General features: G+C 58.6%; 20 protein-coding genes. 7 read left to right on the top strand and 13 right to left on the bottom strand.

Annotated elements, in window-relative coordinates; all coding sequences use genetic code 11:
• Positions 1 to 4 precede the first annotated feature (4 nt).
• From G538_RS0102790 to hisC, 5 genes are all read right to left on the bottom strand, one after another.
• The gene (locus G538_RS0102790) at positions 5 to 1690 is read right to left on the bottom strand and encodes a 2-oxo acid dehydrogenase subunit E2 (protein ID WP_029068112.1); all 1686 of its coding nucleotides are present in this window, start codon (positions 1688 to 1690) and stop codon (positions 5 to 7) included.
• A 30-nt stretch (positions 1691 to 1720) separates the two neighbouring features.
• Positions 1721 to 2743, bottom strand: a complete 1023-nt coding sequence (locus tag G538_RS0102785; RefSeq protein ID WP_029068111.1) for an alpha-ketoacid dehydrogenase subunit beta — start codon at positions 2741 to 2743, stop codon at positions 1721 to 1723.
• Positions 2740 to 4080, bottom strand: coding sequence for a thiamine pyrophosphate-dependent dehydrogenase E1 component subunit alpha (locus G538_RS0102780; RefSeq protein WP_029068110.1), 1341 nt, complete (start codon positions 4078 to 4080; stop codon positions 2740 to 2742). The genes G538_RS0102785 and G538_RS0102780 overlap by 4 nt, the downstream gene beginning before the upstream one ends.
• 426 nt (positions 4081 to 4506) lie before the next feature.
• The gene (locus tag G538_RS0102775) at positions 4507 to 5766 is read right to left on the bottom strand and encodes an MFS transporter (RefSeq protein WP_029068109.1); all 1260 of its coding nucleotides are present in this window, start codon (positions 5764 to 5766) and stop codon (positions 4507 to 4509) included.
• A 305-nt stretch (positions 5767 to 6071) separates the two neighbouring features.
• Positions 6072 to 7154 carry a histidinol-phosphate transaminase gene (hisC, locus tag G538_RS0102770; RefSeq protein ID WP_029068108.1) on the bottom strand — a complete coding sequence of 361 codons (1083 nt, stop codon included), beginning with the start codon at positions 7152 to 7154 and terminating at the stop codon, positions 6072 to 6074.
• A 78-nt stretch (positions 7155 to 7232) separates the two neighbouring features.
• On the opposite strand from hisC, the gene G538_RS0102765 reads away from it, so the two are divergent.
• Complete coding sequence (locus tag G538_RS0102765) at positions 7233 to 7631, top strand: phage holin family protein (RefSeq protein ID WP_029068107.1); 399 nt, start codon at positions 7233 to 7235, stop codon at positions 7629 to 7631.
• A 124-nt stretch (positions 7632 to 7755) separates the two neighbouring features.
• On the opposite strand, the gene G538_RS0102760 is transcribed toward G538_RS0102765, so the two are convergent.
• Positions 7756 to 8736 carry an LLM class flavin-dependent oxidoreductase gene (locus tag G538_RS0102760; RefSeq protein WP_029068106.1) on the bottom strand — a complete coding sequence of 327 codons (981 nt, stop codon included), beginning with the start codon at positions 8734 to 8736 and terminating at the stop codon, positions 7756 to 7758.
• A gap of 295 nt (positions 8737 to 9031) precedes the next feature.
• Here G538_RS0102760 and G538_RS0102755 point away from each other — a divergent pair, with 295 nt between their 5' ends.
• Entirely contained in the window at positions 9032 to 10582 is a 1551-nt protein-coding gene (locus tag G538_RS0102755) for a GAF domain-containing protein (protein WP_029068105.1), read from the top strand.
• Here G538_RS0102755 and G538_RS0102750 read toward each other — a convergent pair.
• The 3 genes from G538_RS0102750 to G538_RS0102740 all read right to left on the bottom strand — a co-directional run bounded on the left by G538_RS0102750 (position 10572) and on the right by G538_RS0102740 (position 13366).
• Positions 10572 to 11495: an alpha/beta fold hydrolase gene (locus G538_RS0102750; protein WP_029068104.1), complete on the bottom strand. Its 924-nt coding sequence runs from the start codon at positions 11493 to 11495 to the stop codon at positions 10572 to 10574. The two genes, G538_RS0102755 and G538_RS0102750, sit on opposite strands and share 11 nt — an antisense overlap.
• Positions 11496 to 11636: 141 nt before the next feature.
• Complete coding sequence (locus G538_RS0102745) at positions 11637 to 13127, bottom strand: alpha/beta hydrolase family protein (protein ID WP_029068103.1); 1491 nt, start codon at positions 13125 to 13127, stop codon at positions 11637 to 11639.
• Complete coding sequence (locus G538_RS0102740) at positions 13124 to 13366, bottom strand: hypothetical protein (protein ID WP_029068102.1); 243 nt, start codon at positions 13364 to 13366, stop codon at positions 13124 to 13126. The genes G538_RS0102745 and G538_RS0102740 overlap by 4 nt, the downstream gene beginning before the upstream one ends.
• Positions 13367 to 13614: 248 nt before the next feature.
• Between G538_RS0102740 and purB the strand changes: the two genes are divergently transcribed.
• From purB to G538_RS0102715, 5 genes are all read left to right on the top strand, one after another.
• A complete protein-coding gene (gene purB / locus G538_RS0102735; RefSeq protein WP_035832789.1) occupies positions 13615 to 15063 on the top strand; it encodes an adenylosuccinate lyase in 1449 nt (482 codons plus the stop codon).
• Positions 15064 to 15254: 191 nt separating this feature from the next.
• The gene (locus G538_RS0102730) at positions 15255 to 15731 is read left to right on the top strand and encodes a hypothetical protein (RefSeq protein WP_157544273.1); all 477 of its coding nucleotides are present in this window, start codon (positions 15255 to 15257) and stop codon (positions 15729 to 15731) included.
• A 99-nt stretch (positions 15732 to 15830) separates the two neighbouring features.
• Entirely contained in the window at positions 15831 to 16319 is a 489-nt protein-coding gene (locus G538_RS0102725) for a glutathione peroxidase (RefSeq protein WP_035832788.1), read from the top strand.
• 65 nt (positions 16320 to 16384) lie between these two features.
• Positions 16385 to 16792: a hypothetical protein gene (locus G538_RS0102720; protein ID WP_029068098.1), complete on the top strand. Its 408-nt coding sequence runs from the start codon at positions 16385 to 16387 to the stop codon at positions 16790 to 16792.
• Positions 16793 to 16829: 37 nt separating this feature from the next.
• Positions 16830 to 17192, top strand: a complete 363-nt coding sequence (locus tag G538_RS0102715) for a hypothetical protein (RefSeq protein ID WP_029068097.1) — start codon at positions 16830 to 16832, stop codon at positions 17190 to 17192.
• Positions 17193 to 17219: 27 nt separating this feature from the next.
• On the opposite strand, the gene G538_RS0102710 is transcribed toward G538_RS0102715, so the two are convergent.
• From G538_RS0102710 to G538_RS0102695, 4 genes are all read right to left on the bottom strand, one after another.
• The gene (locus G538_RS0102710; RefSeq protein WP_029068096.1) at positions 17220 to 19400 is read right to left on the bottom strand and encodes an alpha-galactosidase; all 2181 of its coding nucleotides are present in this window, start codon (positions 19398 to 19400) and stop codon (positions 17220 to 17222) included.
• A 90-nt stretch (positions 19401 to 19490) separates the two neighbouring features.
• Positions 19491 to 20516: a LacI family DNA-binding transcriptional regulator gene (locus G538_RS0102705; protein WP_029068095.1), complete on the bottom strand. Its 1026-nt coding sequence runs from the start codon at positions 20514 to 20516 to the stop codon at positions 19491 to 19493.
• 231 nt (positions 20517 to 20747) lie between these two features.
• Complete coding sequence (locus G538_RS0102700; protein ID WP_051196496.1) at positions 20748 to 21005, bottom strand: helix-turn-helix domain-containing protein; 258 nt, start codon at positions 21003 to 21005, stop codon at positions 20748 to 20750.
• Positions 21005 to 21640 (bottom strand): hypothetical protein, encoded by a 636-nt coding sequence (locus G538_RS0102695; RefSeq protein WP_029068093.1) that lies wholly within the window; start codon positions 21638 to 21640, stop codon positions 21005 to 21007. The genes G538_RS0102700 and G538_RS0102695 overlap by 1 nt, the downstream gene beginning before the upstream one ends.
• Between the last annotated feature and the right edge of the window lie 49 nt (positions 21641 to 21689).

The raw sequence follows: 21689 nt of genomic DNA, 5'->3' as shown, positions 1-21689 counted from the left end.
CTATTTAGCCCCACACCAACCCGCGGGATGGGTCTTCCAACACCTTCGCGACGTCGGCAAGCACCCGGGCACCCAACTCGCCGTCAACAAGACGGTGATCAAAACTCAACGCCAACTGCGTCACCCAACGCTTCTTGATCTTGCCCTTGTGGACCCACGGCTGCTGGCGAATCGCACCAAACGCCAAAATCGCGGACTCCCCCGGGTTCAAAATGGGGGTCCCTGTGTCAATGCCAAACACCCCCACGTTGGTGATGGTGATTGTGCCATCTGACATGTCACGTGGCGTGGTTTTCCCTGCACGTGCGGTCGCCGTTAAATCGGCGATGCCCTGCGCTAGGCCCTTCAAAGACAGGCGGTGCGCATCTTTAATGTTGGGCACCACCAGGCCGCGCGGTGTTGCCGCCGCGATACCAAGGTTCACGTAGTGCTTGTACACAATGGTTTGGTCTTCATCCACCCACGACGCGTTGATCTCAGGGTGGCGTGACACGGCCAGCATGAGCGCTTTCGCGGTGATAAGCAAAGGAGTTACCCGAACATCGGTGAACTCTTTGTCCGCACGCAACCGCTCCACAAGCTTCATCGTCTTGGTGACATCAACAGTGTGGAACACCGTGACATGCGGGGCCGTGAACGCACTAGCGACCATGGCTTCAGCGGTCCGGCGGCGCACAGAACGCACCGGAACAGCCGTTTGACGGCCATCGTCACTCACTGTGCCTGAGTTCAACCATGACGGGTCTTCCAACGCGTCACCAGCAACAGGCCCAGCAGCGGAGGCGCCACTTGCAGTGACCCCACCCGTACGGGCAGGCGCAGCCGATGCACCCCCACGTGGTGAACTAGCTTTCGTTCCCTGCGCATCGGCATTGGAACCTGCCCCAGTACCAGCTGAGGTGTCAGACCCAGAAGAAGCAGCCGACCCAGCTGACTGCGCCGAATACGTTGCCAACTTCGAGGCGTCAGTTTTCTCCTGCGCGGCAAGAACATCCTCACGGGTAACAATCCCACCGGGGCCCGTTGGGGCAATGGCGGTGAGGTCGACACCGAGGTCTTTAGCGAGCTTACGCACTGGAGGTTTCGCGCGCACGGCTTCCCCCGCACCAGGGCGGTTCACCGTCAACACGTCACGGCTTGGCTCCAACGCGGCAATTGTAGGGCGCACAGCGGAACGGCGTGCCCGGCGTGTTGTTGCACCATGGACCGTTCCATAACCCACCAACACAGAGCCGCTATCCGACGCATCGTCGGTTTTTGCTGGAGTATCAGTAGGCGCGGCGGCTGGCGCGGTGTCAGGTTCGTCAACAGCGGCAACCGGAGCATCGGCCGATGCTTCTGGTTGCGCAGGTGTATCAGTCACCACAGCGGGAGCGTCAGTGGCAGCCGCCACCTCGGCGGTGGCGCCACTTTCCGGTGCAACTGGTTCAGCAGGTTCACCATTGGGGTCAACATCCACCACCATAATGACCGTGCCCACCTCAACGGTGTCCCCCTGAGCACCATGAATCTGCGTGACCACACCAGCAAACGGTGACGGCAAATCCACCAAAGACTTCGCCGTCTCCACCTCAAGAATCACCTGGTTCACGGTAACCGTGTCACCAACGGCAACGTGCCACTCAACGATTTCAGCCTCAGTGAGGCCTTCACCGGCATCAGGCATACGGAACTGTTCAAACGTGGGCATTAGGGTCCTGTCCTCAGGGTTGCAGCGCGGTCAGTGAGCCATGACGCGGTCAACAGCGTCTAACACACGGTCCAGCGAGGGAAGATAATCGTGTTCAAGCTTCGCCACCGGGTACGGGTGATGGAACCCACCAACCCGCAACACAGGAGCCTGCAACTCATAAAAGCATCGTTCTGTGACCCGCGCTGCGATCTCCGCGCCCGGACCCATGTAACTCACGGCCTCATGAACCACAACGCACCGGCCTGTGCGCCGCACCGACTCAACAATGGTGTCCGTGTCCAGCGGTGAGATAGCACGCAAATCCACCACCTCAATGCTGATGCCCTCCTGGGCGGCAGCCTCCGCCGAACGCAACGCCGTAGCAACAGTTGGGCCATAAGCCACCATCGTGACGTCACTACCAGCGCGCGCAATAGCGGCTTTGTTCAGGGTGCCGGCCTCCACGCGTGGACCCACCGACAAATCGACGGGACCCTTCTCCCAGTACCGACCCTTCGGCTCAAAAAACAGAACCGGATCAGGGCTCGCAATAGCCTCCTGAATCATCGTGTACGCGTCATGCGCAGACCCAGGTGACACCACCCGCAACCCAGGAGTGTGCGCAAACAACGCCTCCGGGCTTTCCGAGTGGTGCTCAACAGCACCAATGCCCCCACCAAACGGAACACGAATCACAATAGGGAGCTTAATCCGCCCCTTCGAGCGGTAATGCATCTTCGCTAACTGCGTGGTGATCTGGTCATATGCCGGGAAAATAAACCCATCAAACTGGATCTCCAACACCGGGCTATACCCGCGCATCGCCAAACCAATAGCCGTACCCACAATGCCAGACTCCGCCAACGGGGTGTCCACCACACGGTGGTCACCAAACTCCGCCTGCAACCCCTCCGTCACACGGAAAACACCGCCCAACTTGCCGATGTCCTCACCCATGAGCATGACCTTGTCATCACGGCGCATCGCCGCACGCAAACCCTCAGTGATCGCTTTCGCAAACGGAAGGCGCTGAGTTGTCTCAGCAGTAGTGTCAGAAACTGTCGCGGTCACTGGGCTTCTCCTTGCGCGTCAACAAACGACGCCTCATACTCGGCGAACCACGCCTTATCCTCAGACACCAACACGTTCTCGGTGGCATACACGTGCTCAAACATGCTGGACTTCTCCGGCGCACCCAAACTCCGCACATAACCGCGCAAGTACTCACCAAAGCCCTCAAGCTCAGCGGACAAAGCAGCATCGTCAGTCTCAGACCATGCGCCCTCGGCCTCCAACGCCAAACGAATCCGATCAATCGGATCCTTCGCGCGCCAGTGCGCCTCTTCCTCGCGCGAACGGTACTTCGTGGGGTCATCCGAAGTAGTGTGCGCACCCATCCGGTACGTCACAGCCTCAATGAACACCGGACCATTGCCGTGACGCGCATGCTCCAACGCCCACCGAGTTGCCGCGTGCACAGCCAACACGTCATTACCGTCCACCCGTACCCCTGGCACACCAAACCCAGAACCGCGCAAATACAACGGCGCCTTAAACTGCAACGAGTTCGGTACGGAAATAGCCCACTGGTTGTTCTGGCAAAAGAACACCACCGGTGCATTGTTCACAGCAGCAAACCCCAGCGCCTCAGACACGTCACCCTGTGAGGTGGCTCCATCTCCGAAATACACCATGACAGCCTCTTGTGGAGCCTGCCCAGTGTGCGAGGCGTCCTGGCTTGTGTCGCCACGGAACGCCGCCGATGCTGAATCCGGTGAGGAAGCATCGGCCTGCGGTTGTGTTGTTCCCTGCTCACCAGCATCTGCGTCACCAAAGTGAGCGCCCGCCTGGGCGTCACTGTGTTGGGTAGCCGCATCATGCTGGGCTGCCGCGTCGCGCTGGGCAGTCATACGGGCGTCCTGCTGGATACCCATGGCATAACCGACCGCGTGCAACGCGTGAGACCCGATGACCAAGGTGTACAGGTGGAAGTTGTGCTCGAAGGAATCCCAGCCACCGTGGTCAACACCACGGAACAACTGCAAAATCTTCGCCATATCCATGCCCCGCGTGTGCGCAACACCGTGCTCGCGGTAGGACGGGAAAACCATGTCAGAAGCCGCCAACGCCTGCCCGGAACCAACCTGAGCGGCCTCCTGCCCAAGCAGGGGCGCATACAAGGCAAGTTCACCTTGGCGTTGCAAAGCGGTAGCTTCAATGTCGAACCGGCGAACAACCATCATGTCGCGGTAGAAGTTTTTGAGGTCATCCACATTCAAGTGCTCGAGATATCGCACAAACTGCGCGTTCTGCTGATTCTCAACACGCTCGCCGCGTTCATTAATGAACTGCAATGGCGCGTGCTCTGCAGTGAATTCCACCAGTGGGTGGTGCAACAAGTCAGTCACGCGACCCCCTTCTGTTCTACCGGCTGTCCGCTTAACGGGGTTTTCCCGAGCGATTCCTTCAACCTACGAAACCGTAGGCTACGCCAGCGTAACTTACGGATGCGTAGCCATGCCAGACGTCAGCGCCAACAAGGTTTTCCGTCGAAATTGTGGACATCGTACAACTAGGCACAGCAACCCGGTGCGAACTGGCTTAACTCCGCGACACCTCGGCGTGGCGCATGGAGGTATACAACAAAACACTACAGCCGATACCCGGCGAAAATCCACCGGTCGCAAGGGACCTCCGTCCCCTCTGTGGCGGGTTCTCAGTCAAGGCGCCGCCCCTGTGTGGCAGGTTTTTGGCGTATGTGGCACGTCAAGGACGTGCCACACGGTCCCAAAACATGCCACATGACCTGTGGCGGGCTCTAGGAGTCGGTTATTTCATGACGATGCAAGTTCTGCTTCCGTCGGGCTGCCCCGCCGCAGCACACCAACCCGAACCAGGAAAATTCCCTGCCCCGTTGCAATCGCCACCGCAACCCACAAAGAAGGCACCGCACCAACCCACGCCAACAGCAGTGCACCAACAAGGCCACCAAGAAGCATCGCCCCTTGCGTGACAGTCCGGCGAGTAGCAGCTACGCGGGCAAGATAAGTGTCTGGAGTTAAGGCCACAACAAGCGTTGCGCTATTCACTGACAGCACTCCCAGCGCTAACCCAAAGAGCGTGAACGACAGGCCGATGCTCCACACGGCTAAGTTTGGCCATAGCGTTGCCAGCGGAATAAGAGCAAAGTTCATTGGCATCAACAAACTAGCGAAAAACATGGCACGTAGTGGACCCCAAGCGGAGCCGAGGCGGGGAGCGATCAGAGCACCCATGATTCCTCCCACCGCACTGACTGACCAGATCGCGCCAAAAACAGCTGGTTCAATGTCAAGGTCTTTGAGGATGAACCATGATTGCGCTGCTTGATACACCCCAGCCGCGCAGTTATTTGTAGCTGTCGTGAGGATGACAGCGAGCAGGAGACGGTTGCGAGCCATGAACTTCGCTCCGTCGACGATGGCTTCTCTCATACGTTGGCGTGGCGATGCTTCTTGACCGGACACACGGTTCGCATCGTGTGGGATATTTTTCAACCCCACGAGCGCACTCAGCTGCCCAATGACTGACACCGCAAGAACACACGGCGCAGGTAATAGTCGGACAAGTTGCCCACCTGCTGCTGGCCCGGCAAGCGCAATGATCTGGTCAGATGCCATCAGCGAAGACGTGGCAGCGGGAATTCTTGCCCGCCCAACAAGGCGCGGCAAAATAGACGTGTGAGCGGCCATGAAGAAAACATCCGCGACGCTGACCAGGAAAACCACCACAAGCAGGTGCCATGGGCCAAGCCAGCCTGCAATGAATGCCACGACCGCACCAGCGTATGCCGCCATTCGTCCCCATGTGGTGACAATCATGACTCGCCGGTTTCCCCACCGATCAACAACAACTCCGGCAAAGAGCCCACATAGTAGTGGCCCAAGGCTGCTCAGTGGCGTGGCGAGCCCAACCTGAAATGCGGATGCATCCACAACGGTGACAAGCGTTACGGATATCGCAAAAACACCTAGCGAACGAGCGACCGTAGTTGATGCGTTGGCAAGCCACAGCCAGCGAAAGGGCCCTTCTTTCCAAACAGATTGTTCGCTCAAAACTGCGGCTCCCCTTGCCTGCGCTGATCAGCAACTCTTCAGTGGTGATATCAGGCTAGTGAAAACAGGGGGTTAGTGCGATCGTGGCGGGTTCTCAGTCAAGGCGCCACCCCTGTGTGGCATGTTTTTGGCGTGTGTGGCACGTCAAGGACGTGCCACACGGTCCCAAAACATGCCACATGACCCGTGACGGGCGGATGCGCGGGCGGATGCGCGGGCGGATGCGGGGGTGCAGTGGAGAAGGGGACGTGAATGAGGGAGGTTAGGGCGGGTGCGGGGTTCGTCAGCAAAGGCAGTGGGGCGGGTTAGCCCGTGATCCACCGCTCAGCGAGGGTGAGGAGGAGGTCGTTGGCCTCCGGTTCGCCGATGGTGACGCGCATCCCTTCCCCGGCGAATGGGCGCACAAGGAGACCTTGTTGGCGAGCATCGGTGGCGAGGTCAACGGTGCGGGCCCCGGTGGGGAACCACACGAAGTTGGCTTGGGAGGGTGGGATGTCCCAGCCCATGCCACGCAGTGCGGTCCATACGCGGGTGCGTTCGGTGACGAGCGCTTCGACTCGTTCGTTGAGTTCGTCAACTGCCGCAAGAGACGCGACAACGGCAGCTTGAGCGATGAGGTTCACCCCGAATGGGGTGCTGGCAGCGCGGATAGCGGCAGCAACATCAGGGTGGGCGATGCAGTAACCGACACGCAATCCTGCTAGTCCGTAGGCTTTGGAGAATGTTCGCAGCAGCACCACGTTGGGGTATTGCTCGGCGATGGCGAGCGCATCGAGTGCGTCGTCTTTTCGCACAAATTCTAGGTATGCCTCGTCAAGGACAACAAGGACATCGCTGGGGACTTTCGCCATGAATCGCAGCACTTGGCTGTGTGTGACGGCTGTCCCGGTGGGGTTGTTGGGGGTGCACACCAAGACAACCCGGGTGCGTTCGGTGATGGCTTCGGCCATGGCGTCGAGGTCGAGGCGGTGGTCGGGGGTCAGTGGCACGTGGACGCTACGCCCACCTGATACTGCGGTGATGATGGGGTACGCCTCGAAGGACCGCCACGGGTAGACCACGTCGTCGCCTGCGTCAACGAATGCTTGGAGGATGTGCCCGAGCACGGCCACGGACCCGGTGCCGAACACCAGTTGTTCTGGTGTGACGGTGTGGGTGTCGGTGGTGAGGTAGGTGGACATCGCGTCGCTGATGTCTGTGTTTCCCATGTCTGGGTAGCGGTTGATCGCCGATGCGGCGGTTGCGATGGTGTCAACAACGGACGGCAGTGGCGGGTAGGGGTTCTCGTTGGAGGACACCTTGTACGCGTGAACACCGTCAGGGATGCGAGCCCCGGGTACGTAGGCTGGAAGCGAGGCGACAGCTGCACGGATTTTTGGTGTAGTCACAGTAAATAGTTTCTCATCAGTGTGAAGAGGATCTGATATCACCTACGCTTTTGGGTCAAGCGCTGGCAAGATAACAGTATGGATTTTATTAAGAGACTTATTGTAACTGCCGTGGCGTTCTGGTTGACAACCCTTCTCCTGGGGGCAAATTTCCAGGTGATTGGGGAGTTCTCCATCGTGGACGGCAACGAGTTCATCAACCGTTCGGCGGTGTTCTTGGTTGTTGCTCTGATCTTCGCGTTGATCAACGCGATTGTGAAGCCGATTGCCCAGTTCTTGTCGTTCCCGTTGATCATCCTCACGTTGGGGTTGTTCTTGTTGGTGATTAACGCGGTGATGATTTTGCTTGCTGCGTGGATCACTCAGTCCAACTCGTGGGGTATTGAGGTCAACGGGTTCTGGTGGGCGATGCTTGCTGCTGTGATCATCGCGGTGGTTAGTTCGGTGGGGAACGGCTTGTTGCGTGCGAACGACTAACTGCTTGCAGGTTATGAGCTGCGCTGAGCGGTCGCTGAGCGGCTAAGCGGTTGCGTGGTGAGCGAGCGAGCGGGTGGGAGGCATCGTGATGCCTCTCACCCACTTTTTGTTGTGCTGGTGTTCGTTATTCTGCGAGCGCTTCGGCGAGGATTTCTATGCTGCGGAGGCGTTCGTCGAGTCCTGATACGGCGTGGGCGACGATGATTTCGTCGGCGCCGGTGTCTTGGATGAATCCGGTGATGTAGGGGCGGATGTCGTCGATGGTGCCGGTGGCTGTGTAGCGCATCATGTCGCGGATGGTGTCGCCGTGGGGTGAGCGCAGGATGGTGTCGATGTCTGCGTCGGTGAGGTCGTCTGCCCGGTTTTTGAGGAATCCGCGGAGGCGTTGGCGTTGGGTGCGGGCCATTTCGTGGGTGGCCCAGGTGGTGGTGTCTCCGGCGATGACGTTGAGGGCGGCGATGGTGTAGGGCGCGTCCAGGGTTTCGGAGGGTTGGAAGGTTTCGCGGTAGACGTTGAGTGCTTGGTGTAGTGCTGCGGGTGCGAAGTGTGAGGCGAATGCGTAGGGCAGGCCGAGGCGGGCGGCGAGTTGGGCGCCGAAGAGTGAGGATCCCAGGATGTAGAGGGGCACGTTGGTGCCTCGGCCTGGGTAGGCGTTGACGGCGTCGGTGGGGAGCCGGTTCCCGAGGTATGACTGGAGTTCGATGATGTCTGTGGGGAAGTTTTCGGCGTCTTGGGGGTTGCGGCGTAGTGCGGCGAGCATGGCCTGGTCGCCGCCTGGTGCGCGGCCTAGGCCGAGGTCGATGCGTCCGGGGTGGAGTTCTGCGAGGGTGCCGTATTGTTCGGCGATGGTCAGTGGTGAGTGGTTGGGGAGCATCACTCCTCCGGCTCCTAGCCGGATGGTGTTTGTGTGGGCGGCGATGTGGGCGATGAGCACGCTGGTGGCGGAGGACGCGATGCTGGGCATGTTGTGGTGTTCGGCGTACCAGACGCGGTGGTAGCCGGTGCGTTCTGCTGTTTGTGCGGCGGGGACGGTGGCGGCGAGGGCGTCGCTGATGTGTTGGCCGGGGGCGGTGATGGCGAGGTCGAGCATCGAGTAAACAGTCACATCGTGGTGTAACGGTTGGGGGCTGGTTGTTATTTCTTGGGGTGTGAGGTTTTTTCTGGGTGGCTTGTGGGTGTATCGAGGTGGTAGCGGGGTGAGTAGGGGGTGTGATGTGGAGGTGACACGCCGTCGTGACGTGGGGTGACGCATCGCACGACACGCCGAAGTGCAGCGCAGATCACCCATGAATCCCATTAATTCAACGTTGAACTATACCGATAGGGGTATATAGACAAGCGCTCCCCGTTGCGGCATCGCAGCCGTAGCCCAACAGTTTCCCCTACCGATTGGCCCACCCATGTTTCGACGTTCCTCTCGCCCGGACACCGGGATATCGCAGCAACTCCACGACGCTCAGGCTGACGTCCGTGCTGTCACTGACGTGGTTCAGGCGTTAGCTGTTGCCAAGACTTTTGATGCTGGCGCTGAAGCTGCGTTGCGTTTTGTGCGTGAACAGTTTGGGTGGGCGTACGGCTCGTACTGGGCGGTTGACCCAGAAGCTCAGGTGCTGCGTTTCGCGGTGGAGTCTGGCGATGCTGGGACTGAGTTTCGGCAGGTGACCCGTGAGGCGTCGTTCGCTCCTGGTGTGGGGCTTGCGGGGCGCACGTGGCGCTCGAAGGACATCGTTGTGGTGAAGAACTTGGGCGAGGTTGAGGATTGTGTTCGCGCCCCTGTTGCTGTGCGTGCTGGTGTGAAGTCTGGTGTGTGTTTCCCCCTCATTGTGCACGGTGAGGTTGTGGGCACGATGGACTTTTTCGCGTTGGAAGAGTTGGATATTCCGGCTACCCGGTTGGCTGCGTTAAAAAGTATTGGGGTGTTGGTGTCCCAAACGTTGGAGCGTCTCGCCTCTGCTGAAACTCAGCGTGAAATGCAGCAGGACACTGCTGCTAGTTCAGCGGTTTTGCGTGCTGTTACTGAAGCCCACAGTGCGCAGGATGCGTTGCGTGTCGCCCTTGATGAAGTGCGGAAAGGTTTTGGTTGGGCGTATGGTTCGTTTTGGCAGCTTGATGAGCGTGACCGGGTATTGCGGTACTCCACGGAATCTGGTGATGCTGGGCCTGAGTTCCGTAAGGTCACCCGTGAGGCTTCGTTTGCCCGGGGTGTCGGCTTGTCGGGCCGCACCTGGGAGTCCATGCAGTTGACGTTTGTGCCTGATCTTGCTGAGGTCAACGATTGTGTTCGTGCCCCTGCTGCGAGGCGCGCTGGTGTGAAGTCTGGGGTGTGTCTTCCCATTTTGGTGTCTGGCCAGTTTGTGGGAACGATGGACTTTTTCGTCACCGAGTACGTGGAGCTGTCAGCGAGCCGCCGTGCCGCGCTGCAGAACACGGCGTTCCTTATTGGTCAGGCGTTGGAGCGTTTTGGGGCTGCAGAAAAACTGGCCACTGCTGGCCGTGAGTTGTTGGAGTCCATTGAAGAGGTGGAACGTAACGTCATCACGGCAACAGGTGTTGCCACAGAGGGTCAAGATTTAGTGATCAACGCTGACAAGGACGTTGCTGGGTTAGGTAATTCCAGCAAGGAAATTGGTCAAGTTGTGAAGACCATTCAGTCCATTGCTGGGCAGACGAACCTGTTGGCGCTGAACGCCACCATTGAAGCAGCGCGTGCTGGTCAAGCTGGGCGGGGTTTCGCGGTGGTTGCCAGTGAGGTGAAGGAACTCGCCAATGAAACTGAGCGCGCTACCGCTGAGGTGGAGCAGAAAATCACGGCGATTCAGCAGCAGGTTGAAGCCACGGTGAAGTCACTGGCTGGTATTCGTGACGTGGTGGAGCGCATCAACGAAACCCAGAATGTTATTGGTTCAGTGCTCACTGAGCAGGTTGCTGTCACCAAAGCGATCATCGAGTAGTAGACGCCAAGGTGGAGTTGATGATCGCTGCCACAGACACGGACTGGTCGTCAACCACATAGTGGGAGGCGTCTGATACCACTTTGATGGTGACGCCAGGGTCAGCGCCGTCGGTGTACCCGTGGCGGACCATCGCCCCCACTAGTGGGTCAATTTCACCAACGAGCAGTGTGGTGGGGACTTTGACCATGGCCGATGCGCGCCCGGCTGCCAGGAGCCTGCGGGCTTGTGGGTGGATGAGTTGCCGGTGGACTTTCCCCATCGCTTTAGCCCGTTGAGGGTTGCGCAGTGGCACTAAGAACATGTCACGGTCTTGGGGTGTCCATACTTCGGGGTATGCCGAGTAGGCCTCAAGGAGGTGGGTGGCGAAACGTTGTTTGCCACTGGATATGGCTGTTGACCCTATCCCGGGCAACCACATCGCCACTTGATACCAAGACCGCCACAGGTGCCCAACCCACCCACTGTCAACGGTGAGGCTGGGTGGTGGTGCGGACATCGCAATATGTTGGTTGATGCGCCCCGTGTGGGAGTCCGCCAGGTGGTAGCCGATCAGTGAACCGTAGTCGTGGGTGACTAGCGCCGCACTGGGTATGGAGAGTACGTCCATGAGCGCCACAATGTCTTGGGCGTGGTCATCGACCGTGTACCCGGTGGCTGGGATATCACTCCACCCGGCGCCGCGGAGGTCTGGTGCAATGACCCAGTGATTCGCGGCGAGTGGTGCAATCACTTCACGCCATTCCCACCAGTTTTGGGGGAACCCGTGGAGCAGAATCACCGGCGGTTTGGTGGGGTCACCGGCTACCGCTACGTGGAGGCGGGTTGTTGGCAGGTCAAGCATCCAGTGCTCAACACCGGTCATGTCAGGAAAAACTCCCCGCACAAACTCACGCTGTGTGATCTGGCTCATATGCACACTCTAGAGGTGTGGAACTCAACCCGCACGACCAGTCTCCACTTCCACCCACACCTACTCGTCAAAATGGCGGAGCCGCAGTAACTATCCGGGGCAGCACGGGCTGCGCCCAGAAATCCAGCAGTTCAAGCAAGGTCAGTTGACCTTAAACCACGCTGCGGGCCCCTGGTACAGCGCCTCAGAACTCGACAGGGTGGTGCTTGAGGCTGGCCCAACAAGCGCCCCATCGAGTTGCCCGAAGATCTTTGCGCTCATGATGTCGAACGATTCGTCGCCAACCTGTTCAGCGTTACGGGCGATCTGCTCGTAGGTCCCCATATTGTGCGCGTCGTCTTCCACGTACCCCAGGACAGTTAGGCGGTTCACACCATCAGGGTTGCGTGCGGTATCCAACGCTGGAACAAAATCAGCACTATTTTCGATGTGCATCACAGGAATGTTCTCGTCCGTGACGATCCCCCCAGTTGGCCCACCGTAGGTCACCACTCCTTGAATGTCGTACCGTGCAGCAACATCATCATTGAGGGTGCTCAGCGCAGTGATCATTCCCGCTTGAGAGTGCCCGGCAAGGATGATTTTCTCCCCCGGTTCGACAAGTTTCGCTAATCCCTCTTGGTACAGAATTGACGCGGGAGCCGTAGAGTCTTGTTGCGCCATCAGCATGACATTTGACACCTGACTGCGCGCTTCTTGTTTGCCAACGAGTTTGGGGAGCCCCAATTGGGTTCCGGGCACAATAATGACCGACACCTTCTCCCCCTCTTTGGTGTACATCACTTGCTTATGCATGGTGGTTGTTTTCGCGGGAACATTTTTCGCAACCTGTGCGATATCACTGGCGGATCGCACCGGGCTGGCCTCGACACGTTGAACAGCTAGGCGCGCGCGGAAGCTCTTCCGCATCGCATCAGGGTTGAGTGGCTTGGCTAAAGCATGCAACCCAAGGCCTGCACCCAACGCGATAAAGGTAAAAAAGGGGTCTTGAGCGTCGCTCCGACGCTCAAACATCCCGGTCTTCTGATCGAGAAGACCAAAAGCTATTTGCGGCGCCGGGCTCACGTGGCGGGGAAACATCCCCGAGACTACCTGTGCCGCAAAGTCACCGACTTCATCCTTCCAAGCATGGTCCTTTGCCCCCATTTTCGTTGAGAAAATGGACAAACTCGATAGCGAGGCTCCTCTACGCGACATGTTGACAGTGCTGGAAAGTGGGATATCCATGCCACCAGGGCGCAGAGCCATGTTGTTCGCGACAATGTCGTTAGCGTGAAGATACTCCTGCTTGGTGAAAAATACGGTGTCTGCTAGGGCACTTATCCTCTCTCGGTAGTCTGAGATCAAGCCCGCATTCATATTGATGTCACCGGCTAAGGAATAGTATTTTTCGATGTCATAGGTGGTGAAGTTGTAAGACTGTTCGGGTTGGAAGCGTTCGGTGTAGGCGTACCCAGCGTCAGCTGCTTGTTCCAGGACCGTTTGGGCGGCCAAAAACTGGGACCCGACTTCCTCAAGGAGCGCACTGACCTTGTTCATGTCTTTGCCCGCGCGTTCAAGGTCAACGTAGTTCGCTGACATTCCACCTGGGCCACCGTAAATATACGTTTGTGGGCCCTCGTGATCCGTCACCGCACGACCTCAAGTTGAGGCAGAGGTAATGTTTGTGCGCGCACGGTGAGAGTGAACATGCATTCCGAGAGCGCCGCACGCAGTGTGGTGAGCAGCTCATACACCTGCTCACGGAATAGGTCGGCATTTGTTGACTGCCATTCCACGTCCAAGGTTTTTTCTAGGGCTTGGATCGCTTGGGTGAGGTTCCCTATGCCCTCATTCAAAGCGGTTCGCGCCTGCCTGACATACTCTTCCACGGCTTCTCCCTCCACGCTGTTGCTCGCCCCTAGCTGACGATGCCCGGCACAGAGCACATCACAGGTTTACTTCGCACCGTGCGTGGTCAGGTGTTGTGTATCCACAGTGGTGGATACACAACGTGGAACCTCCCCTGTGGACAACCCACCACCGCCCACCACACCCTTATGCGCATCGGGCAGCAGAAAGAACCCACCTTCCGGACCGCCTCACCACCACCACACAACAGCATGAAAGAATAGAAGCCATGGCCAACGCTTCCCGTGTACATTTCGCTGACATCACCCCTGCCATTGCGCTCGGCGCGCTCGACGGACGCTACCGCGGCGCCGTTGCACCGCTCGTCGATCACCTCTCCGAAGCCGCACTCAACCGCGAGCGCATCCACGTTGAGGTGGAATGGCTGATCGCGTTGACTGATGGCACACCTGCTGGGCCTATCGTTCCCGGGGCAGCAACCCTTAGCGACGCAGACAAAGCGTACTTGCGTGACATTGTGGCAACTTTTGGTGCGCCGGAGATCGCTGAGCTTGCTGAGATTGAGCGTCAGACTGTGCACGACGTGAAGGCTGTTGAGTACTTCATTAAGCGTCGGATTGCCGATGCCCCCCAGAAGGTTGGCGCTGATAGCGCGCTGCCCGCGGTGAGCGAGCTGGTGCACTTTGCGTGCACCTCCGAAGACATTAATAACCTGTCGTACGCACTCATGGTCAAGGGCGCTGTTGAGGGCGTGTGGCTGCCCGCCGCACACACCTTGGTTGAGCAGATCACGCAGATGGCCCGCGAGTTGAAGGCCGTGCCGATGCTGTCCCGCACGCATGGTCAACCTGCGACACCCACCACGTTGGGTAAGGAACTCGCTGTCCTTGCGCACCGACTAAAGCGCCAACTCACCCGTATTGAACGTGATGAGTACTTGGGTAAGCTCAACGGCGCGACGGGAACATTTGGGGCTCACAGTGCCGCGCTTCCTGGCGCGGATTGGCCCCAGGTATCCAAAGGGTTTGTTGAGCACTTGGGGCTGACGTGGAACCCGTTAACAACCCAAATTGAGTCCCATGACTGGCAGGCCGAGTTGTACTCGGATATTGCCCGCTTCAACCGGATTTTGCACAACCTCTCCACTGACGTGTGGACGTATATTTCGTTGGGTTTCTTCAAGCAGATCCCTGTGCCCGGCGCCACCGGTTCCTCGACCATGCCACACAAGGTCAACCCCATCCGGTTTGAGAACGCTGAAGCGAACCTTGAGATTTCTTGTGCGCTGTTTGACGTGTTGGGTTCAACGTTGGTGACCTCGCGTATGCAACGCGACCTGACTGATTCCTCGTCACAGCGCAACATTGGTTCTGCCTTTGGGCACTCCTTGTTGGCGATTGACAATGTTGCCAAGGGCTTGGACCGGTTGGCTGTCGATGAAGATGTGTTGCGCGGCGACCTCGACGCCAACTGGGAAGTATTGGGTGAGCCCATCCAGTCAGTGATGCGCGCAGCATCCGTTGCAGGCGTTCCGGGTATGGAAAACCCCTATGAGCGGCTCAAGGATCTCACTCGTGGTCACCGTATTGGTGGCGAAGAGCTTGTGGAGTTTGTGCGCGGGTTGGGTTTGCCAGAACAGGACACCGAACGCCTCGCCGCAATGACCCCGGCAACGTATGTGGGGTTGTCAGAACTACTTGTCGACAAGTACCTGTAACCATGCTGGGGCGGTGCATAACCGCCCCAGTGCTGCATAAATGCGGCTAGGATGCTTGGCACAGACGAGTTGAGGACAACACAATGACGCACAGCACCCAGCCACGATGGCGCGCCGTGATGGTGGCCGCATGCATTGTTGGCACCTTACTGATGAGCGGTTGCAGCACAGACCGGTCAGAATTTCCCCATATGTCAGGCACTCAGGGCATCGAAACGTCCGATGCTAGCGTGCAACAGTTCGCGAGCACCGTTGGGCCTGCGTTGGAGAACGCCTACCGCAGTGCGGTCCTTGGAGACATTGACGTTGCCCAAGAAGTGATTGCTACCGCTGGTTTGCAGGCAACCCCTGAGGTGACCACAAGTATTTTGACTGCGCTCGCCGATGAAGTGGTCAGCCGTGGGCGTAGCGACGCGCAGGAGGGCCCTATCGTTGAGACGGTGACGCCGCGGTTCACCGTGAATAGCGCAACGAGGCGTAATAGTGACCAAGCTATTTTGGTTGATGCCACGGTGACTGTGGCAACGACCTACCAGGGTGAGTCAACGGTGAGGGAAGAAGTCATCACTGTGCGGGCACTGCTCAATGGCACAAACGGTGAGGTCATTGATATTGAGCTTCTTGACAGCCCGGAAGACATCGAAAAGTCAACAATCGGCCAAGAGTAAACCGGGGACTAGTCACCGTTTGGGAACACCTCCGCGTGGTGTGGCGTTCATACTGACGTAAGACACACAACCGTTTCACCCCCTGCATGAGGAGTACTGATGGCAGCGAACATCAACGACATCGAGATCACACTGCTTGACGGCACCCCAACAACGATGGGTCAGTGGGACGACAAGGTGCGATTAATCGTCAATGTTGCCTCCCGCTGTGGGCTGGCCCCACAATACGCTCAGCTTGAAGCACTGCAAAAGCAATACGGTGAGCGCGGTTTCACGGTCATTGGTTGCCCGTCGAACCAGTTCCTTCAGGAGCTCGGTTCCCAAGAGAAGATCGCTGAATACTGTTCCACAACGTGGGGCGTGACATTCCCCATGACGGAGAAACTCAAGGTCAACGGCAAGAACCGGCACCCGTTGTACCAGGAACTCACCCAGGTTACCGACGCTGAGGGCAATGCGGGCAACGTGAAGTGGAACTTTGAAAAGTTCGTTATTGCCCCTGACGGTACTGCGTACCGGTTCCGCCCCATGACAAATCCCGATGCCCCTGCCGTCATCGCCGCGATTGAGGCGCATCTCCCCGGCTAGGTTTCGCCCCTCGCGCACCACTCCTTACAAAGCGTCACTCCTCGCCAAGGAGTAGCATTTTGGACATGCGAAATAAAAAGCGACACAAACGCGCCATCCACGCCTTAGCCTTGTCTGCAGCACTGTGCCTGACCGCTTCAGCCTGTGCAGAGGGTACGGAACCCAGCGAACCTGACTCGACTCAAACATCTGTTGACGATTCGGCGCCGTATGAGCGAGGCCCGGTGAAGATTACTGCGGCGTATAGCACTGACAGCGGAATCGAACTGGCTATCGACTCGTGCAACGGGGAGCCCGAGGTGGACGTGACCGAAACTGACTCGGAAATCAGAATCACCGTCATTTCTGAAGTGCAACCTGTTGGTGATTCCTGCTTGGACAACGTTGACGTCACCCTTGATACCGCCGTTGCAGGCCGCCCAATTATTGACGAATTCGACCAGCAGGAAGTTCCTGTGTCGTCCACTCGATAGGGTATCCAACACTCCGCATGAGGGATACTATTTGGACATGCGGAACAATAACCGACAGAAACAGTTTATTGGCCCACTTGCCGTTGTTGTGGCGCTAGGTTTCGCGGTGGTGGGGTGTTCAGATGGTTCAGGCCCTGCCGAGCGGGGTCCCGTCCCCATCGAATCCGCAACCACGACGGACACCGGCGTCCAGCTCAGTGTGGAGTCGTGCATGGGGAACCCTGAAGCGACCTACACTGAAACGGACACTGCGGTCACATTCAGCATCATTTCCGACATTGTTGACGTGGGGCACGCCTGTTTAGACAGCATCGATATTGCCCTCGATGGCGGGCTCGGTGACAGAAAAGTCATTGACCAACTCGGCGAACAAGAGGTCCCCCTCGACGGACATCAGTAAAAACTTCGTCCGTCGAGGGGCAGGTTTTTACGACACCTTGGTAACCCGCACCAGTGCAAGGGTGTCAGGGTTCAACTCAGGGGCGTACAGGCCAACCTGACCAAGAACCGCACCAGATACCTCAACCGGTTGCTTCCACCAACCCGGTTGGCGGCGCACCTCAGCCATCGCATCGGGCGCAAATTCAACACTGACCCGGTACGTGGCCTGCGGGTCCAAGCCCGGCAAAGTCAACCGGCCAATAGGCCACGAATCCGGTCGGTCAGTCGCAACAATGGCGAACAACGCGTCGTCTTGCTGCGGTGACACCACACCGTGCACAAGAATCGCGTCACCGTCAGACCCAGCCGCGTCACCGGTGTCAGCGCGAACCACTGTTCCGCCGTGCAGCAACGGACGCATCTGCTTGTACCGGTCAATCCAGCCACGCAAGCGCTCAACGTCATCATCGGCAGCCTTAGCCAAGTCCCACTCAATACCAAAGTGGCCAAACAAAGCCGTTCCAGCGCGGTAATCCAAATCGTGCATACGGCCCGTGGTGTGCGCACGCCCATCACCAACGTGGCTCCCCATCAACTCCGGTGGCACCATCAGTGTGGTCCAGCGTTGAATAGCTTGACGCTCGTGGGCGTCAATGCAATCCGAAGCCCACACCCGGTCAGTGCGCTGCAAAATACCCCAATCCATGCGGGCCCCACCACCAGAGCACGACTCAATTTCCAGAGTCGCGAACCGGGCACGCAGGTCATCCAACAACCGGTACGCAGCAAGCGTTTGCTCGTGCACAAACGCTGTCCCGGTTTGCTGCGACCCTGATTCCAGCAGGTCACGGTTGTGATCCCACTTGATGTAATCAACGTTCAAGTCAGCGATCACCGTGCTCATGGCATCGAGCACGTAGGCGTAAGCGTCAGGGTGCGCCAAGTTCAACACCTGCTGCTGACGGGCCTCACGCGGCATACGCCCTTGGGGTTTCAACACCCACTCAGGGTGATTGCGGGCCAGCTCAGAATCCGGGTTGATCATCTCTGGTTCAAACCAGATACCAAACTCCATGCCCCGGCTGTGCACATGATCAGCCAACTGGCGCAAGGTGTCATCAGGCCACACATCGGGAGAAATCTGCCAGTCCCCCAGCCCGCTGGTGTCATCGCGGCGCGACCCAAACCAGCCATCATCAAGAACGTAGCGTTCCACCCCTAGGTCAGCGGCCCGGTCAGCCAGGTCAACAAGCCGGTCGAGGCGGTGGTCAAAGTACACGGCCTCCCACACGTTAATGGTCACAGGGCGCGGGGTGGTTGGGTAGCGGTCGCGGGTGCGCATCTGCTCATGGAAACGAGCCGACACACCATCCAACCCCTGCCCTGACCACACACCCAACACCGTGGGCGTGGTGTACGACGCACCAGGTTGCAGGCGCTGCTCACCGGGGTGGAAGTACTCTCCCCCGCGGATCACTTGTTCACCTGTGTAGGTTTTCTCCGCAGTGACCCGCTGGTTCCCACTCCACGCCACATGCACAGCCCGCACATCACCGTGGCGGAACCCAAACCCTGAGGGCCCAGCAATTGTTAGGTACGACGAATCATGCCCGGGCTTACCTCGCACAGCCTCACGCACATGCGAACCCACCAGGAACGGGCGGCGTTGCGGGGCGCGTTCACGAGCCCAACGCCCCGTGAAGTCAAGGATTTCGGTGGCACTGCGCGGAACCGGTAACGCCAAACCAAGGTGGTCAAGCTGGTAGGTTTCCTCACCGGCGTTGGTGAGTGTGGCGCTGACCTGCACAACACCGGCGGCGGTCAACTCCACCACGAGGGTGAGGGTCAGGGCGGCGTCGGTGTCTTCGGCGTGCCATGTGGACCGTTGGGTTCCGGTGGCTGCGTCGTGGGTCAGGTTGTGGTCAGTGACCTGAAACGCTGTGGTCCAGGCGCGGCCTTCACGGGATCCAAGCAAGCCAGCACTACCAGGCCAACCAGTTGATGGTTCCGTTAGTAAGGACACGTGGGCGGGGCCGTCCACCGTGCCACCAGAAAATGAGGGTGTGTTCAACACGCCGATGCTGGTCAGCGCGGCGTCATCAATGTCGCCGAGGGCCGCCCCCCAGTAGGCGACCCGGGGAAGGTTTCGCTCTGGCGCATCGAGAATGAGGCTGACGCCAGCGGCAGTCAGGTGCACGGCTGAGGTGGGAGGTGCTGGTGTGGTCATGAGGAGGCAGTCCAGTGTGTGGTGCGGTCAGTAACCCCTCCATGAAAGCGCATATCAGAACGTTTGACAAGCGCTTTCACACGCTATTTTTCAGCGTTTCGGAACTTGCTGGTGAGAGTCACGTTCCACCAGTTCCGCACGCAATTCAACCACCACATCAGCGGCATGACCACCCAAACGCGAGTGAAGCATCGTAAAGGCTTTTTGGCCTACCGCACGGAAATCCTGGCGCACCGTCGTCAACGCTGGCCGGAGCATCGACGCGAACCGTTCATCATCAAAACCCACCACGCTCACATCATCAGGGATATTAATCCCCTCATCAGCGAACTTCGCATACACGCCCAACGCAATGTCATCGTTGCCGCACAACACGGCGCTCAGCTCGCCCGCCCGATACCGGTCCACCAACTGACCCGCACCCTCATACCCCGATGCTGGGTCATAATCGCATTCAATCATGTGCGGAATAAGAGCACCGGCGTCCTGCAACGCACGCCGCCACCCCGCATGACGACCGCGTTCGCGCTGGTCAACAGGGATCGCCGCATGATGAACCGTCGCATGCCCCTGATCAAGGAGGAACCGCGTAGCACGGTATCCGGCATCGTCATCATCAATAATCACACCCGGAACACCCCCACCCCGAGGCAGGCCCCCCGCAACAACCACCGGAATATGGGCAGGCAAACGCTCAAGGACCCGCTGCCCAATGGGGTCAAACAACATGACGATCACCCCAGCAATAGGCTGGCTCAGCACCAGATCGATAGCCCGGTCAACGTCAGAATCAGTTGCCGATTCCACCACCGCAATGGCCACGGAAAACCCGGCGTCCCGCGCACCATCCTGCACACCCTGCATCGTGGTGGCATAACCAAACCGCACCGTGTTGTGCGTAATAACGCCCACCATCGTTTGCTGCCCACGCGCCAAAGCGCGAGCCGCAGGGTTAGGCCGGTACCCTAACTCTGCGATGGCCTGTTCCACTGCTTCACGCCGCGCGGGGCTCACTGGCGCCGCGCCGCTCAGCACCCGAGACACAGTGGGCATGGAGACACCAGCTTGGCGGGCAACATCAGCAAGCGTAGGGCCTAATGCACGATGCGAGCGCATGGTCTACTCCTCAAGTGCGGGGTGCGTTGGGTGCTGGGATCCGGGTGGGGTGTCGGTCGTTGGTGTTCGGTCGTCGGTGCGGGCAGAACCACCATACCCACTCCGGTGCCCCCTTCCCCACCCTTCATCCTCCGCTCATCGAAAGTGGGATTGTGCCCACTTTCCCTTTCGAAAGTGGGCACAATCCCACTTTCGATTGGAAAGACGAGGGGGTGGAGCGTCGGGGGCGTGCTACTTTTCTGCTGCGCCGGTGGTTCCTACGGTGAGGACGTCACCAACATCGCAACCTAATGCCACGCAGATCGCGGTGAGGGTAGAGAATCGGATCGCTTTGGCGCGATTGTTTTTCAACACGGACAAGTTCACCACGCTCACGCCCACCAGTTCGGCGAGTTGAGTCAGGGTCATGTCGCGTTCAGCGAGGAGCCGGTCGAGGTGGCATTCGATGATGTAGGGCTCGGTGTTTTCATCGGTGGTGTTCTGCGGCATTAGACGAGCCCGTCCACATCGTTTTGGAGCTTACGCCCGTGAGACATGGCCGCAGCAAGGAGCGCCACCACAAAGGAGGCCAGTGCGGGCATGAAGTTCAGTGTGGTGCTCGTTTGCAAGGGGTTGATGCCCAAAGAATTGAATGTTTGCTGGGTGACCCATAGCCCTGTTGAATGCTCAGAGATCCACCCAACAAGTAGCGCCCCGCTCGTCACCCACATGAGGGCAACGTTAGTTTTCACGAAGGCCCGCCCACGCACCAGGTTGACAATGAACAGTCCCACACAGCTCAGCAGGGTCAACACGACCAGCGCGCTGAGCACTGTTTGGGTGATAATCGCGGTTTGTGCGCCGCTGGTGAGGTGCGGGACGGTGAAGGTCGCGGTATCAACTGCGGCGGGAACGAGCGTTTCACTGTCATCAAGGTCGAGGGTCACCTCTGGGCCCCAGAGTTCTACTGACACAGGGACGTTTTCATTGGTGACAACGTCGCTGATGCGCTGACCAACAAGCACCGCAATGACGATGAGTGCGAGGGCGATGATCATGGCGACAAACCAGCCACCGACTTGGTCGGCCCGGTCGAGGCCTATCGCATTTTTCCGCGCCTTGGCGGGTTTTTGCGGTGATGACATGACGGTTCCTCCAAAATGAGCCACAAGGCATATCGAATATCGTTGTTAT

Source organism: Jonesia quinghaiensis DSM 15701 (genome assembly GCF_000423205.1).
Taxonomy (GTDB): domain Bacteria; phylum Actinomycetota; class Actinomycetes; order Actinomycetales; family Cellulomonadaceae; genus Jonesia; species Jonesia quinghaiensis.
Note: the sequence above shows the minus strand (reverse complement) of the source record. Positions and strands in the feature narration are given on the sequence as shown.